Source organism: Streptomyces sp. NBC_01381 (assembly GCF_026340305.1).
Taxonomy (GTDB): domain Bacteria; phylum Actinomycetota; class Actinomycetes; order Streptomycetales; family Streptomycetaceae; genus Streptomyces.
Genome location: NZ_JAPEPI010000002.1, coordinates 1,387,092 through 1,403,086, shown reverse-complemented (window position 1 = coordinate 1,403,086; position 15,995 = coordinate 1,387,092). Strand labels below are relative to the sequence as shown.

The following is a 15,995-nucleotide window of genomic DNA, read 5'->3' as shown; positions in this document are numbered from 1 at the left end:
GAAGAGGGGGCCGGTGCCGGGTTGACGGGGCACCGAGTGGCAGTATGGGGACCCCGCTGAGGGAGTCACGACCCCGACGGTGAAGCGTACCGTAATGAACCGAAATGCCATTCGGCCCGAACGTTAGCCATACACCCAGACACATGATCACGGCAGGCAATCTGCGATTTTTCACTCGAACGTGTGTTTGGCGCAACCTTTCGAAAGCAACTACCGTTGGCTAACTAGGGAGAACATCTCGAGAGGGGCCGACCGACGTGACCACCACCGCAGACAGTGCCACCATCACTGCCCAGGACCGCTCACAGAGCCGACTCGAGCCGGTGCATGCCATGAATGACGCAGCCACGAACCAGGAGGGGCCCAAGCCCACACGCTCCCTGCCGGGCCGACCTCCAGGAATCCGCGCCGACAGCTCGGGACTCACCGACCGGCAGCGCCGTGTCATCGAGGTCATCAGGGACTCCGTGCAACGGCGTGGCTACCCCCCGTCGATGCGGGAGATCGGGCAGGCAGTCGGCCTCTCCAGCACCTCGTCGGTCGCCCATCAGCTGATGGCGCTGGAGCGCAAGGGCTTCCTGCGCCGCGATCCGCACCGTCCGCGCGCGTACGAGGTGCGGGGCTCGGACCAGCCGAGCAGCCAGCCCACCGACACGGCCGGCAAGCCCGCCGCGTCGTACGTCCCGCTCGTCGGCCGCATCGCGGCAGGCGGCCCGATCCTCGCCGAGGAGTCGGTCGAGGACGTCTTCCCGCTCCCCCGCCAGCTCGTCGGCGACGGCGAGCTCTTCGTCCTCAAGGTCGTCGGTGACTCGATGATCGAGGCCGCTATCTGTGACGGCGACTGGGTCACGGTCCGCCGCCAGCCGGTCGCGGAGAACGGCGACATCGTCGCCGCCATGCTCGACGGCGAGGCGACGGTCAAGCGCTTCAAGCGCGAGGACGGGCACGTGTGGCTGCTGCCTCACAACTCCGCGTACCAGCCGATCCCCGGTGACGAGGCCACGATCCTCGGCAAGGTGGTGGCGGTGCTGCGACGGGTGTGAGCCTGTGCCCCTGACCGGGCCCCGGGACCAACTGCGCCGGTTCCGGGGCCCTGCTGCGTCTGGGGGCGGTGAGGGAACTACGCCTCGTCAGAGTCTTCGGAGTCTCCGGAAGCGTCAGAGTCTCCGGGGGCGTCAGCCTTCGCCTTGGCCGCCGCGTCGATCGCGGCGAGCGAGCGGCGGGCCTGATTGCGGTCAGTCGTGTACCAGAAGTCGGGCAGCGAGGCCCGCAGATAGCTGCCGTAGCGCGCGGTGGCCAGACGGGGGTCCAGGACGGCGACCACGCCACGGTCCCCGGAGGCACGCACCAGCCGCCCCGCGCCCTGTGCCATGAGCAGTGCCGCGTGCGTCGCGGCGACCGCCATGAAGCCATTGCCGCCGCCGTCGTCCACCGCCTTCTGGCGGGCGCTCATCAGCGGGTCGTCGGGACGCGGGAACGGAATCTTGTCCATGACCACCAGCTGGCAGCTGGCACCCGGCACATCGACGCCCTGCCACAGCGACAGCGTGCCGAAGAGACACGTTTTCGTGTCCGCGGCGAAGTTCTTGATCAGCTCGCCCAGCGTCTCCTCGCCCTGCAGCAGGATGGGCATGTCGAGCCGGCCCCGCAGCTCCTCGGCGGCGTTCTGTGCCGCACGCATGGAGGAGAACAGGCCGAGCGTGCGACCGCCCGCCGCCTCGATCAGCTCGGCCAGCTCATCGATCATGTCGCTGCGCGTGCCCTCACGGCCCGGACGGGCCAGGTGCTGGGCGACGTACAGGATCCCCTGCTTGCGATAGTCGAAGGGCGAGCCGACGTCGAGGCCCTTCCAGGCCGGCGCGTCCTCGGACTGAGTGCCCTCGGGGGCCAGGCCCAGCGACGCCCCCACTCCGTTGAAGTCACCGCCGAGCTTGAGGGTGGCGGAGGTGAGCACCACGGAACGGTCGCTGAAGAGCTTCTCCCTCAGGAGGCCCGATACGGACATGGGTGCCACCCGGAGCGAGGCACCGAAGCGCTCATGCCGCTCGTACCAGACGACGTCGTACTCGGAACCGTTCGTGATGCGCTCCGCCACGTCGTGGATCGACTCGACGGCGGCGAGGGCCTGCTTGCGTACGGCGTCCTCGTCCTGGACGGACTTGTCCCGGGTGGAGCCGAGCGCCGAGATGACCGTGCGGGCAGCGTCCCGCAGGGCCATCAGTGCGTACCCGAGGTCTTCGGGGATCTCCTCGAGGCGGCCGGGCAGGGCCAGCTCCATCAGCCGCTCGAAGCCTTCGGAGGCGGTCTGGAGCTGGTCGGCGGCCTTCTCGTTGACCAGCTTGGCCGAGCGGCGCACCGCCCGGTTGACCTGGCCCGGAGTGAGCTCGCCGGTGGCCACGCCGGTGACGCGCGAGACGAGCTCATGCGCCTCGTCCACGATCAGCACTTCGTGCTGGGGGAGGACGGGGGCGCCCTCGATGGCGTCGATCGCCAGCAGGGCGTGGTTGGTGACGACGACCTCGGAGAGCTTGGCCCGCTCGCGCGCCGCCTCGGCGAAGCACTCCGCTCCGTAGGCACACTTCGTCGCTCCGAGGCACTCCCTGGAGGAGACGGAGACCTGGGACCAGGCGCGGTCGGAGACACCGGGAGTGAGGTCGTCCCGGTCGCCGGTCTCGGTCTCGTCCGCCCAGTCGCGCATCCGCAGGAGATCCTGGCCCAGCTTGCTGGTGGGGGCCGCGGCCTCGAACTGGTCGAAGAGACCGTCTTCCTCCTCCTGCGGCACGCCTTCATGGAGGCGGTGCAGGCACAGGTAGTTGGAACGGCCCTTCAGCATGGCGAACTGGGGCCGACGTCGCAGCAGCGGATGCAGCGCGTCCACCGTCCGCGGCAGATCACGCTCCACGAGCTGGCGCTGCAGCGCCAGGGTGGCCGTCGCGACCACCACCCGCTCCCCGTGCGCGAGCGCGGGCACCAGATAGCCGAGGGACTTGCCCGTGCCGGTGCCGGCCTGGACCAGCAGGTGGGAACCGTCGTCGATCGCCTCGGCGACGGTCTCGGCCATGGTGACCTGGCCAGGCCGCTCCGTGCCGCCGACAGCGGTGACGGCGGCGTGCAGGAGCTCGGGGAGGGAGGGCTTCGTCATAGCGCGTCCAGCCTACGGGGCCCCACTGACAACTCCACGATCACGGCTGACGGAGAGGGTTGGGCACGGTGCCGTGCACGGCGGCGTGCGGGCGCTGCGGGCGGTCCCGGTACCCGTCGAGGTGCAGCCGGTTCCGGTTGAGGCACAGCCGCTCGATGCGTGGGGTGAGCAGGTCGAACATCTCGTAGCGCTCCTTGAGCTCCGGCGCGCGTGCCTGGTGGCGCAGGATCTCCGCCCGGACCGCGGACCAGAAGGCGGACTCCGAGATCCCCAGCTGTTCCTGGCACAGCGGGGCGAGGTAGCGGAAGACGCCCACGAAGAGGCCGGAGTGGATGAACTGGGTGAGGAAGCCGGGGGGCTCGGTGAGCAGGACGTCGCGGACGTCGTCCGGCATCGACGCGTGCTCCGGCAGGGGCGTGGCACTGACGTTGACGTCGTCGACGAAGTCCTTCACCGCGAGCCGGACCGGTACGTCCTTGTCGTCGAAGACGACGATGGCGTTCTCCCCGTGAGGGGAGAACACGGTGCCGTACCGGTAGAGGAAGTGCAGGAGCGGCGGCAGCAGGGCGGCGAAGAGGCGCCGGAGCCAGATATCGGGGGGCAGCCCCGACCGGGCGACCAGCTCCGCGACGAAGGCTCTGCCGTGCGGGTCGGTGTGCAGCAGCGAGGCGAGTGTTCGTGCGCGCTCACCGGGAGCGAGGTGGCGGGTGATCGGTTCGCGCCAGATGGCGCCCAGGAGTTCCTTGTACTGGTACGGGACTTCGGGAAGTCCGTCGTACAGCGGGTGTTCCACGGTCACGGACGCGACCTCGCCGAGCAGGATGACCCGGCATTCGTCCCTCAGGAAGGGGTCGGCGTCGCGCAGGGAGTGCATCCAGGCGGTGACCGCGGGGGCGGCGAGGGTGCGCTCCGTGGGCAGGCCCCGCCACACCAGGGTGTTGAGCACCGACAGCGGGAGCTTGACGGTGTGGCGGTCGGGGCGGGACGTGTTCAGGAACGTACGAATGGACTGCTGGGGCAGCCGCACGTCGCCGTCGGTGGGGAGAGGCACGATCGCGCCCGCGGCGACCGAAGGGGCGAAGAGCGGCAGCACGACGTCGTTCCACTGCCATGGATGCACCGGCAGGTAGAGGTACTTCTGCGGGTCGAGGCCGCGCGCCCTGAGTATGTTGGCGAAGGACTCCCTTGTGGCCGCTGTGAGTTCACGGTCGTAGAGCCGCTCCGCCGTGTCCAGGCCGGCGACGCCTCGGTACGCGGCGAGATCGGTGTGGACCGCGATCCAGGGAAGCGGCCCGGCGTGGCGGGCCTCGGGCGCCCAGCGGGCTGCGTCACTCGCGGAGAAGCCGATACGGCCCTTGTTGAGGACGAGCCAGGGGTGGCCGGTCTGATGCCCTTCGAGTTCCGCGTAGCCGAGTTCGGCGAGCTGGGCCGCGGTGAGCGCCGTCCGGTCGAGCCGGGCGTCGGCGGCGAGCGTGACGGTCAGCTCGCGGATGAGGTGGCCGAGGGTCGCGCCGTCGATTCCGAGGGTCCGGCGGGTCTCCACGAGGAAGCGGAGAGGGTCGCCGAAGGGACGCGGCGGTCCGTCGCCTTCGGTCAGGGTCAGGCTGTCGGGATCGACGTGCCAACTGCCGTACGAGCCGCGGCGGGCACGGAAGGTGAGACGGGGGGCCAGGGCCGGTGGTCGGGCGTGGCCATCGTCCTCGGCCTGCGGCCCGTCCAGGCGGAGGCTGTAGCTGTCCGCGTCGCCGGGGCCAGGGCCGGGATCGGGGTCGCGGTCGGCGGGGATGGGGCCAGGGACGGCGGGGACGGGCTCGATGATCTCCTCATACGCGAACTCGCCGATCATTTTGGCGAGCAGGCGGCGGCCGCCCCGCATCCACCGGTCCGGGGTCAGTTCGGGTGGGTCGTAGAGGGCGGAGGGCTCGCGGGACGCCGGAGGGACGGCCGTCGGAGGAAGGGGCGTCGGCGGGAGGGACGGATTCGGCACGGGGACTCCTCGAGGAGGGAACCGGATCAGGTCGGGCGGTGTACTAAGAGTGAACGGGTCAGAGCACAGCGCGCAGGGCCCGGTCACGGACCATGAGCGCCGCTCTCTTGTCGGGGAGATCCACCTCGGCGGCGAAGCGGAAGCCGGCGCTCAGAAAGGCTGAGACGGAGGGGGTGTTGCGCAGGTCTGGTTCCGCGATGACGCGTGCACACGAGGCGCGATGGTCGAGCACAAGATCGGCGACGGCCCTCAGCAGGATGGTGCCGAGCCCTCGGCCGCGGTCGGCGACACCGCCGATGAGGAGGTGAACACCGGTGTCGTGCGGGCGGGCCGGATAGTGACGGGCCAGGGCGTCGAGGTCCGCGCGATAGACCTCCCAGTAGCTCATCGGCGTGCCCTCCAGGACGCCGAGACAGGGGACGCTGCGTCCGTCGCCGTCCAGTTGGCGGCGCAGATGGGCCTCCGTGACGGCATCGGAGCCGGCCAGCTCCCAGAACGCCGCCACGGCGGGGTCGTTCATCCACCGGCTGATGAGAGGGAGATCGCGTTCGATGCGTACGGGGACGAGTTGAAAGACACCGGCGTCGGTGGTCGCGGGGCCCCAGTCACCGACACCGTCGAGCAGGTCGTCGACCGGCGACGCGGACGGGCGCGTCGGGGCGCGGTCCGCCGTGCGCGCATCGCCCCCGATGCGTCCGGAGGGTGCGCCGTCCTCACCGCTCGCGGCGAGCAGCGCGATGAGCTCGTCCGGGAGGCGCAGGTCCAGGGTGTCTTGGCCGTCGGCCCGGTCGGCGGTGACCGACTCGATGGCGGAGCCGGTGGCGCAGTCGGTCGCGGAATCCGTTCCGGCGTCGGTGCTCGCGTCGGTGGGAGGCACGGCGTCGCTCCTCTCAGAAAGGGTGGGGCATGTTCCTCAGGAATGCAGGGGGTTGGCGATGGTGACGTAGACGGACTGGGTGTCGACCGGGCCCACGAGCTCGTCGAGACCGCGCAGCCGGGTCAGCAGGTTGGCCTTGCAGCGCAGTACGGGTGAGTCGAGGAGCAGGGCGGGCAGTGGGGTGCGCAGCGGGTCGCTTCCGGAGGCGGCCTCGCCGAGAAAGCGGCGGAACGCGGCGAGCAACAGGCCCTCGTCGGCGAGTCGTTGGGCGCCGAGGGCTCCGATGAGGCCGAGGACGTTGTTGATGCCGAGGTAGTAGGCGAAGCGCTCGTCCGCCACCTCGTCGGAGACGAACGTGTCGCTGTGCTCACCGATGCCGGGGAGCCGCTGGTCGAGCTCGGTGCGGCGGGACTCGCGGAAGTAGTAGCCCTGGTTGTCACGGTATCGGCCGCCCACGGGCCAGCCGTCCGAGTCGAGCAGCAGGAGCGTGTTCTGCTGGTGGGCCTCCAGGGCGACACCGGCCTCGCTGTCCAGCCAGAGCACGGGGCGTACGACGTTCTCCAGGTAGCGCAGGAACCACTCCGTGGCGACGGCTCCTCGGGGGCGGCCCGTCCGTCCGGCGAGGCGGGTGACGAGCTCGCCGAGCCGGGAGCGCATCGGGGGGCGCTCCTGCCCGGTGGCGTGCGGCGACGGCCTGGGCGATACGAGGCCGGCGATGCAGGTGGCGTCGTCGCCGGGGCCGAAGGGGTTGTGCCGGATCATGACGTCGAGCCCGGTGACGGGCGTGCCGTCGGAGTCGGTCACGGCGAGCCACGCCGGGTCGCGGATGACGTCGAAGCCGGGGTGGACCGCCTGCCACTGCTCGGAGAGGCCGCTGCGCAGCAGCCGGTGGACCTCGACGCCGCGGTGGAGTTCCTTGCGGAGGTTCTCACGACGGGAGTTGGTGATGCGCAGGCCGAGCGAGAGCTTCAGCATGGCGGCGGCGCCGGAGCGGTAGAGGGTGCGCACGGAGGAGGTGGGGTACCACGGTGCGCCGTGCGGTCCGAGGTCCTGGAGCAGTCCGGCTTCCAGGAGTGCGGCGGTCGCGGGGCGGTGGCTGAGCTCACGCATCTGCCACGGGTGCAGGGGCAGGGCGGCGCGGCCGTCCGGCAGCGGCAGGTCCGGGCCCGCGAGGCGGGCGGTGAGCTGTTCGGCGGGGAGGGTGCGGCCGCGCTCCGTCCAGGCCGAGTCCGCGGCGAGCACGGAGGGGTCGACAGCTAGCCAGTGGAGGGCGAAGGCGCCGCGCAACTCGGGTGAGTAGAGCCGGGATTCGGTGTCGGAGAGTCCCTCGCGGCTCTTCGGGGTGGGGTGCAGCGGGTGGCCGAGGAGCAGGGACTGTTCGGCTGCGAGGAAGCGGTCGGGCTCGTCGCCGGGGTTGTTGCGGCGTTCCGCGATGAAGGTGGCGGTGCGCCGTACGGAGTCGGCGACACGGCCCACGAGGTCTCCGCCGCTGGTGCCGCTGACGTCGCCGGGGTCCCGTACATCGCCGGTGCCGGGACCGGGGCCGGGGAGTGCCTCCTCGCCCGGGGCGGCGTCCTCGGTGTGGCTGGTCTCACGGCCCAGGAGGGCGGCAACGGTGACGGCGTCGGCCGGGGGCGCGCTCTGAGGACCGTCTTCCAGGTACGGGAGGCCGAAGCGGTGCCAGCCTGTCGCCGACCAGTAGTGCACGGGGACAAGGAGTGCCGTGCCGCTGGCTTCGAGGGGAATGCGCAGCGCTCCGTGCTCAGGGGCGGGGAGGTCGTTCTCGCGGACCCAGCAGCGCAAGAGGTTCTCGATGGCCGCGATCTGCGCCGCCGTGTGCGGATCGGGGTGCTCCAGCAGGTCGGCGGTCGCACCGCGCAGGTGCTCGGCCTCCCGGCCGCTCTTCTGCCGGGGGACCGTGCTGTGCTCTGCCACCAGCGAATTTTGCGTGCCGCACGCTCCTGGGGCGTGGGGGCGGGGCTGGCCTTCGGATGCGGGGGTGGCGTTCAAGAGGGCTTCCTTGTGGGGTCGTTCGGGCTCCGTGGGGACGGGCTGGAGCTGTGCTGTTGTCTCGTGGCCGGCCGAGGGCGCTCCGCGTCGGACGTGGTCATCCGTGGTGCGAGCGCGCCGCCGCGGTCAGCGCGTCGGCGAGGCGGTCGAGGATCGCGGCCGCCTGTTCGTCGGTGATGGTGAGAGGAGGGAGGAGTCGTACGACGCTGGAGTGCCGTCCGCCCAGTTCGACGATGAGGCCGCGGCGCAGGCATTCCCGCTGTACGGAGGCGGCCAGTTCGGGTGCCGGGGGCAGCGGCCGCGCCGAGCGGTCCATCGCCGCCTCCGGCCCGGGGTCCGCCCCGGCGACCGAGCCCGCAGCCGCCATCGCGTCCGCCTCGGCCTCCCCGCCAGGTCGCTCTCCGGCGGGCCGGTGGGCGGTCGGCGCGGCCGTCGGGGCATCGGTCGGCGTACCGGTCGGGTCCACCAGTTCGACGCCGATCATCAGGCCTCGGCCGCGGACGTCGCCGACGCAGGGGTGTTCGTCGGCCAGGGACCGCAGTTGGGTGAGCATGCGGGTGCCGAGGGTGGCGGCACGTTCGGCGAGGTGGTTCTCGCGGACGTACGCCAAGGTGGCCGCGCCGGCCGCCATGGCGAGCTGGTTACCGCGGAAGGTTCCCGCGTGGGCGCCGGGCGGCCAGACGTCGAGGTCGTCGCGGTAGATCACGACGGCCAGCGGCAGGCTGCCGCCGATGGCCTTGGACAGCACCATCACGTCGGGGACGATGCCGCTGCGTTCGACGGCCCAGAAGGTGCCGGTGCGCCCGACGCCCGTCTGGACCTCGTCCGCGATGAGCGGGATGGAGCGTGCGGCGGTGATCTCGCGCATCCGGCGCAGCCAGCCGTCGGGGGCGGGGATCACTCCGCCCTCGCCCTGCACCGGCTCGAGGATCATCCCGGCCGGTGCCGGCACACCCGACTTGGTGTCGTCGAGGAGGCTCTCGGTCCAGCGGGCCGCGAGGTCGGCCCCGCGTGCCCCGCCGATCCCGAACGGGCAGCGGTAGTCCTGCGGATAGGGCAGCCGCGCGACCCGTACGTCCGATGCACCGCCGGATGCTTCGAGCGCCCCCGCCGTCATGCCGTGGTAGGCGCCGGTGAAGGCGAGCATGCCGCCGCGTCCGGTCGCCAGCCGCACGAGTTTGAGGGCGGCCTCCACCGCGTCCGTGCCGGCGGGGCCACAGAACTGGATGCGCGCACGGTCCGCGAGCCCGCGGGGCAGCGTGCGGAACAGCTCCGTGGTGAAGGCGTCCTTGACCGGTGTGGCCAGGTCGAGGACGTGCAGGGGCGCCCCCGAGTCGAGGACCTTCCTGATCGCCTCGAGCACCACCGGATGGTTGTGACCGAGGGCCAGCGTCCCCGCTCCCGAGAGGCAGTCGAGATAGCGCTGTCCGTCGGCACCCTCGATCGTGAGACCGCGTGCCCGTACGGGCACGATCGGCAGGGCGCGCGCATAGGTGCGCGCCGCCGACTCGCGCGCCGACTGGCGTCGCAGGATCCCCTCGTGTGCGGCGGAGTGCGCCTCGGAACGCCCTACGGACGGTGCCGCGGAAACCGCCGCGGGCGCAGGCTCGGTCACGGCCACGACTGTTGGTCCTCCCGCTGGGAATGCGCACGTCCCACTCGGTCTGGGCTTGTGCGCCGACGAGTTGGCAGGGGAGTTGAACGCAGGCCGCGAGTCCCCCGTACGTACCAACGACGGGGGATGCGGGGGATCACGGGTAATCGGAAGATCCTTGCCGTGACGGAACCGTTGCCGTTCCGTCGGCAGTCCCCTACGGCACCGGCATAGTCTGAGGTGCCGTTCACCGGCAACAGGATGTTCAGCGCCGGGTCATACGGCGCAGAACGCGCCAAATGACGCACGGTGTCCGGCATGTGGAACCATTTCGAAGCCCAGGGGGAATCTCTCTATGCGACCCATACGCCCGCTCAACACCGCTCGTCGTGGGAGGAGCGCGCGCAGCAGAACCTCCCCTGTGGCGGCCGCTGTCGCGATCGGCGCGGCGCTGGTTCTCACCGCGACGGCCTGTGGCCCGAGCGAGGACAACGCGGGTGACGATCCGTCCGCGTCCCAGCCCTCCGACGGCGGCAACGACGGCGGCGACGGCAAGGTCCAGATCCCGGACGACGTCCAGGACCGGCTCAAGGAGCACGGCATCGACCTGGACAAGTGGAAGGACGGGGCCTGGAAGAACTGGGACAAGGACGACTGGCTGCGCGAGGCCGGCGACTACGTCAACCCGATCATCGACGGCCTGTGGGACCCGGACCGGATGCGGGACGCCGACAAGAACCCGGACCGGGGCGTCGACGACAACGACATCTCCGGCGACCAGGGCGTGACCGACCCGACGCCCGAGCCGGTGGACGCGGCGGCCGTGAAGACCCCGTACCACGACGCGGTTCCCGAGTCGGGCAAGCTCTTCTTCGACGGCCCCGAGGGCTCGATGGTCTGCTCCGCCACCGTCATCAAGGACCCCGCCCACCCGGGCAAGTCCAACATGGTGTGGACCGCGGGCCACTGTGTGCACGCCGGTGCGAAGGGCGGCTGGTACCGCAACATCGCCTTCGTGCCCTCGTACAACAACACGGGCAAGTCGGTCGAGGAGCTGCAGAACGCCCCCAAGGAAGAGGTCGCTCCGTACGGCGTCTGGTGGGGTGACTGGGCGCAGACCTCCGACCAGTGGATCGAGCAGGGCGGCCCGACGGGCGGCACGGGTGCGCCGTACGACTTCGCGGTCATCCACGTGACGCCCGAGAAGGGCAAGGAGGGCCAGTCCCTCGAGGAGCAGGTCGGTTCGGCGCTTCCGGTGGACTTCAACGCCCCGGCGGTGCCCCAGATCGACAAGATGACGGCGACCGGCTACCCGGCCGCTCCGCCGTTCGACGGCCAGAAGGCGTTCCAGTGCGCCGACAAGCCGGGACGGCTCTCGATCAGCAAGCCCGACCCGACGATGTACCGCATCGGCTGCACGATGACCGGCGGTTCCTCCGGCGGCGGCTGGGTCGCCGCGGGCTCGGACGGCAAGCCGGCCCTGGTGTCCAACACCTCCATCGGTCCGGTGACGGCAGGCTGGCTGGCCGGTCCGCGCCTGGGCAAGGAGGCCAAGGGCATCTACAGCGCGGTCAGCAAGAAGTTCGCCGGCCAGTAGTCGCGCGAAGGACGCCCGGCCGACGACCGCGGGTCGTCAGCCGCGCGTCCCAGGTCGCCTGGCGTACACGGGCCGGCGTCGGCGACGGGGTTGCCGGAAACCTTCACGACCCCGCCTGCGTTCGTCCTCAATCGCCCAGGCATAGTGGGGTGTTGCGTCGGCGTGGGGCTCCCGGAGCAGCCACGCCCGCATGTGACACGTACATGGCAATTACACGCTCTATTCGGGGGTTTACACCAGCATGCGTTCCACTCGTGCGCCCTTCGCGCGCAGTCGCGGGCGGCGTCTCGCACTCGCCGCGACCGGGCTCGCCGCGACTCTGGCGCTCACCGCCACGGCCTGCGGCCCCAGCGACGACAAGGCCAGCGACAAGGCCGACTCCGGCGCCTCGCAGGGCGCCGACAAGGGTTCCGACACCGGCTCCGAGGCCCAGCTGCCCGGCGACATCGCCGACCGGCTCAAGGAGCACGGCATCGACCCGGACAAGTGGAAGGACGGGGCCTGGAAGAACTGGGCCAAGGAGGACTGGCTGCGCGAGGCCAAGGACTTCGTCAACCCGGTCATCGACGGGCTGTGGAAGCCCGAGCGCATGACGAAGGCCAAGGACCCGAACAAGACGATCGCCGCGAAGGACGCCGCAGCCGACCAGGGCACGACGGACCCCGAGCCGTCGCCGGTCAAGGCCAAGCGCGAGAAGACGCCGTACCACGAGAACGCCGCCCCGGTCGGCAAGATCTTCTTCGACTCCCCCGAGGGCTCGATGGTCTGCTCCGGCACCGTCGTGAAGGACCCCCGTAACCCGGGCAAGTCCAACCTCGTGTGGACCGCGGGCCACTGCGTGCACGCCGGTTCCGCCGGTGGCTGGTACCGCAACATCACCTTCGTGCCCGCGTACAACGACCTGGGCAAGTCCGAGGCCGAGCTGCAGAACGCCGCGCCACAGGAGATCGCCCCCTACGGCCAGTACTGGGCCGACTGGGTCTCGACGTCCGCCGAGTGGATCGACGAGGGTGCCGCTTCGGGCGGTGCCGGTGCGCCGTACGACTACGCCGTGATGCACGTGAAGCCGGAGCAGGGCTCCAAGTCCCTGGAGGAGACGGTCGGTGCCGCGCTGGACGTCGACTTCACGACTCCGTCGGCGCCGAGCGTGAGCTCGATGGGCGCCTGGGGCTACCCCGCCGCCCCGCCGTACGACGGCCAGATCATGCACAAGTGCATCGACAAGCCGGGCCGTCTCTCGCTGACCTCCGCCCAGCCGACGATGTACCGCATCGGCTGCACCATGACCGGCGGTTCGTCCGGTGGCGGTTGGTTCCGGATGGTGGGCGACAAGATGAAGCTGGTCTCGAACACCTCGATCGGCCCGGCCGAGAACACCTGGCTCGCCGGACCGCAGCTGGGCAAGGGTGCCCAGCAGGTCTACGACATGATGAGCAAGAAGTACGGCTCCAAGTAGCCGCACCTCGCACGTCGAACCTGACACGGCGAAGGCCCGCCCCCTACGAAAGGGGGCGGGCCTTCGCCGTGTCAGCCGATGCGTGAACTACGCCTGCCGGAGCCCGCGTTCAGCTCGCGACCGGAACGTACGGCGTGAGATCCGCCGCCAGTTCCTCGTGCACCCGCGCCTTGAGCAGCGTGCCATCGGCGGTGTGCTCCTCGGAGAGCACCTCGCCCTCGGCGTGCGCCCGCGAGATGAGCTGGCCCTGCGTGTACGGCACGAGGGCCTCGATCTCGACCTCGGGCCGCGGCAGTTCGTCGTCGATCAGCGCGAGCAGCTCGGCGATGCCGGCGCCCGTACGCGCGGACACCGCGATCGCGTGCTTCTCGTTGCGCAGCAGCCGCTGGAGCACCAGCGGATCGGCCGCGTCCGCCTTGTTGACGATCACGATCTCGGGTACGTCGGTCGCACCCACATCGCGGATCACCTCGCGCACGGCGGCCAGCTGCTCCTCCGGCACCGGGTGCGAACCGTCCACCACGTGCAGGATCAGGTCGGACTCGCCGACCTCCTCCATCGTGGAGCGGAACGCCTCGACGAGGTGGTGCGGCAGATGCCGGACGAACCCGACGGTGTCGGCCAGGGTGTAGATCCGGCCGGTCGGCGTCTCGGCCCGGCGCACGGTCGGGTCGAGGGTGGCGAACAGCGCGTTCTCCACCAGGACTCCCGCGCCCGTGAGTCGGTTGAGCAGGGAGGACTTGCCCGCGTTCGTGTAACCGGCGATGGCGACCGAAGGCACCTTGTTGCGCTTGCGCTCCTGGCGCTTGATGTCGCGGCCCGTCTTCATCTCCGCGATCTCCCGGCGCATCTTCGCCATCTTCTCGCGGATCCGACGGCGGTCCGTCTCGATCTTGGTCTCACCGGGACCACGGGTCGCCATGCCGCCGCCACCGCTGGATCCGCCGCCGCCCATCTGACGGGAGAGCGACTGACCCCAGCCGCGCAGGCGGGGAAGCATGTACTGCATCTGGGCAAGGGCGACCTGCGCCTTGCCCTCTCGGGACTTGGCGTGCTGCGCGAAGATGTCGAGGATCAGGGCGGTCCTGTCGACCACCTTGACCTTGACGACGTCTTCGAGGTGGATCAGCTGGCCGGGGCTCAGCTCACCGTCACACACCACGGTGTCGGCCCCGGTCTCGAGGACGATGTCACGCAGCTCCTGGGCCTTGCCCGATCCGATGTACGTCGCCGGGTCGGGCTTGTCACGGCGCTGGATGACTCCGTCGAGCACGAGCGCGCCCGCGGTCTCCGCGAGGGCGGCGAGCTCGGCGACCGAGTTCTCCGCGTCCTGCACGGTGCCCGAGGTCCACACGCCGACGAGCACCACACGCTCCAGGCGGAGCTGTCGGTACTCGACCTCGGTGACGTCCTCGAGCTCGGTGGAGAGGCCCGCGACACGGCGCAGAGCCGCGCGCTCGGAGCGGTCGAGCTGCTCGCCGTCCCGCTCTCCGTCGATCTCGTGGCTCCAGGCGACGTCCTCTTCCATCAGGGCATCGGCCCGAAGACCTTCGGGGTAGTTCTGCGCGAGGCTCTGCGCGTCCTGGGAAGGGGAAGAAGAGGAGGTCATTGGATCCTTACGTCGATGGGATTCCGTCATAGTCGTCAACGCTCGGGGCCGTCCCGGGATTCCCCGGGCCGACCCGCGTCGACCCTGAGATTCCCCCGAAGGGTTCTCCCGAACGGGCCGCGACGCCGACCAGAAGATGGTTGCACGGAACGGCCCGTCTCGTCACATGGGTTATTTCCCGGCGGGAGCGGCCTTACGCCAGTCCGGATGCCCGGGCATCGGCGGCGTCTTCGCGCCGTACAGCCAGGCGTCGAGGAATCCGCCCAGGTCGCGCCCCGCGCTCTCGGAGGCGAGGCGCACGAAGTCCGCGGTGGCCGCGTTCCCGTCCCGGTAGGTGCGCACCCACTCCCGCTCAAGGCGGTCGAAGGCGTCCTTCCCGATCTCCTGCCGGAGCGCGTAGAGGACCAGGGCGCTGCCGTCGTACACGACAGGGCGGAAGATGCTGATCTTCTGCCCCGGCGCGGGCTTCTTCGGAGCCGCGGGCGGCCCGCCGGCCGCACGCCAGACGTCCGACTGCCGGTAGGCCTCCTGCATCCGCTTCTTGAGCGACGCCCCCGGCTTCCCCGACTTCTCCTCGGCGAAGAGTGCCTCGTACCAGGTGGCGTGGCCTTCGTTGAGCCACAGATCGGACCAGGACCGCGGGCTCACGCTGTCGCCGAACCACTGGTGCGCCAGCTCATGCACCATGATCGAGTCCACGTACCACTCGGGGAACTCGGGCCGTGTGAACAGGTCTCTCTCGAAGAGAGAGAGTGTCTGCGTCTCCAGTTCGAAGCCGGTCCGCGCCCCGGCGATCAGCACGCCGTACGTCTCGAAGGGGTAGCGGCCGACCTTCTCCTCCATCCAGCCGATCTGGTCCGGCGTCTTCTCCAGCCAGCGCTCCAACTTCTGGCGGTCCTTGGTGGGCACCACATCGCGTACGGGGAGACCGTGCGGCCCGGAGCGGTGCACTACGGAGGAGCGGCCGATGGACACCTGGGCCAGTTCGGTCGCCATCGGGTGGTGGGATCGGTAGGCCCAGGTGGTGCTGCCCGCGTTCCGCGTCTGCCCCATGGGGAGGCCGTTCGCGACGGCGGTGAGTCCCTTGGGGGCCGTCACATGGAACGTGAAGCGCGCCTTGTCCGCGGGGTGGTCGTTGCACGGGAAGACCAGGTGCCCGACATCGGCCTGATTGGCCATGGCGAGCCCGTCCTCCGTGCGCACCCAGCCGCCTTCCTGGTTCTTCCCGGGTGTGGGATCGCTGGTGTGGCGGATGGTGATCCGCATCCAGTCGCCCTGGCCGAGCGGCCGCTGCGGCGTCACGACCAGGTCCTCACCGGTGGAGGCGAAGCGGGCGGGTGCGCCGTTGAGGGCGACGGAGCGGACCTTGCCGTGCGCGAAGTCGAGATTGACCCGCTCCAGTGGGGACGTCACGCGGGCGTCGATCACCGTCATGGCTTCGAGCGGCTTCTTGTTGTCGCCGCGATAGTCGAAGGAGATGTCGTACGAAGCGACGTCGTACCCGGGGTTCCCCAGGTGCGGGAAGAGCGGGTCGCCGATGCCGAGTGGAGTGGCCGGTGACGGCGCGCTCGCGGCGAGCAGGGTGGCGGAGGTGACCGCGGCAAGGAGCGCGGTCGCGATGCGGAGGGTCTTCGGCCGTGCGGCCTTGACCCGGGGGGTGAGCAGCATGAACCACCGCTATCAGCGCGGGGCTTCGACACCGGTGTCGGCGCGCGCCATGCCA

10 protein-coding genes are annotated in these 15,995 nt (G+C 70.6%); 3 read left to right on the top strand and 7 right to left on the bottom strand.

The genetic code is table 11. The features are described 5' to 3' along the window. Positions 1-257: 257 nt before the first annotated feature. Positions 258-1,043, top strand: coding sequence for a transcriptional repressor LexA (gene lexA, locus OG453_RS28040; protein WP_135333994.1), 786 nt, complete (start codon positions 258-260; stop codon positions 1,041-1,043). Between the two features lie 77 nt (positions 1,044-1,120). Here lexA and OG453_RS28035 read toward each other — a convergent pair whose 3' ends face one another. The 5 genes from OG453_RS28035 to OG453_RS28015 form a co-directional block, all read right to left on the bottom strand. Beyond that, a complete protein-coding gene (locus OG453_RS28035; protein ID WP_266871293.1) occupies positions 1,121-3,142 on the bottom strand; it encodes an ATP-dependent DNA helicase in 2,022 nt (673 codons plus the stop codon). Between the two features lie 40 nt (positions 3,143-3,182). Beyond that, on the bottom strand, positions 3,183-5,129 hold the full coding sequence (locus OG453_RS28030; RefSeq protein WP_266871292.1) for an IucA/IucC family siderophore biosynthesis protein: 1,947 nt from the start codon (positions 5,127-5,129) through the stop codon (positions 3,183-3,185). A 58-nt stretch (positions 5,130-5,187) separates the two neighbouring features. Further along, a complete protein-coding gene (locus OG453_RS28025) occupies positions 5,188-6,006 on the bottom strand; it encodes a GNAT family N-acetyltransferase (RefSeq protein WP_266871291.1) in 819 nt (272 codons plus the stop codon). Between the two features lie 36 nt (positions 6,007-6,042). Beyond that, positions 6,043-7,887: an IucA/IucC family siderophore biosynthesis protein gene (locus OG453_RS28020; protein WP_266873156.1), complete on the bottom strand. Its 1,845-nt coding sequence runs from the start codon at positions 7,885-7,887 to the stop codon at positions 6,043-6,045. A 226-nt stretch (positions 7,888-8,113) separates the two neighbouring features. Then, positions 8,114-9,550, bottom strand: coding sequence for a diaminobutyrate--2-oxoglutarate transaminase family protein (locus OG453_RS28015; protein WP_266873155.1), 1,437 nt, complete (start codon positions 9,548-9,550; stop codon positions 8,114-8,116). A 415-nt stretch (positions 9,551-9,965) separates the two neighbouring features. Between OG453_RS28015 and OG453_RS28010 the strand changes: the two genes are divergently transcribed. Next, positions 9,966-11,207 (top strand): serine protease, encoded by a 1,242-nt coding sequence (locus OG453_RS28010; protein ID WP_266871290.1) that lies wholly within the window; start codon positions 9,966-9,968, stop codon positions 11,205-11,207. Positions 11,208-11,448: 241 nt separating this feature from the next. Next, the gene (locus tag OG453_RS28005) at positions 11,449-12,663 is read left to right on the top strand and encodes a serine protease (protein WP_266871289.1); all 1,215 of its coding nucleotides are present in this window, start codon (positions 11,449-11,451) and stop codon (positions 12,661-12,663) included. Positions 12,664-12,772: 109 nt separating this feature from the next. Here OG453_RS28005 and hflX read toward each other — a convergent pair whose 3' ends face one another. After that, positions 12,773-14,272 (bottom strand): GTPase HflX, encoded by a 1,500-nt coding sequence (gene hflX / locus OG453_RS28000; RefSeq protein WP_266871287.1) that lies wholly within the window; start codon positions 14,270-14,272, stop codon positions 12,773-12,775. A gap of 171 nt (positions 14,273-14,443) precedes the next feature. Then, positions 14,444-15,940 (bottom strand): M1 family metallopeptidase, encoded by a 1,497-nt coding sequence (locus tag OG453_RS27995; protein ID WP_266871286.1) that lies wholly within the window; start codon positions 15,938-15,940, stop codon positions 14,444-14,446. Between the last annotated feature and the right edge of the window lie 55 nt (positions 15,941-15,995).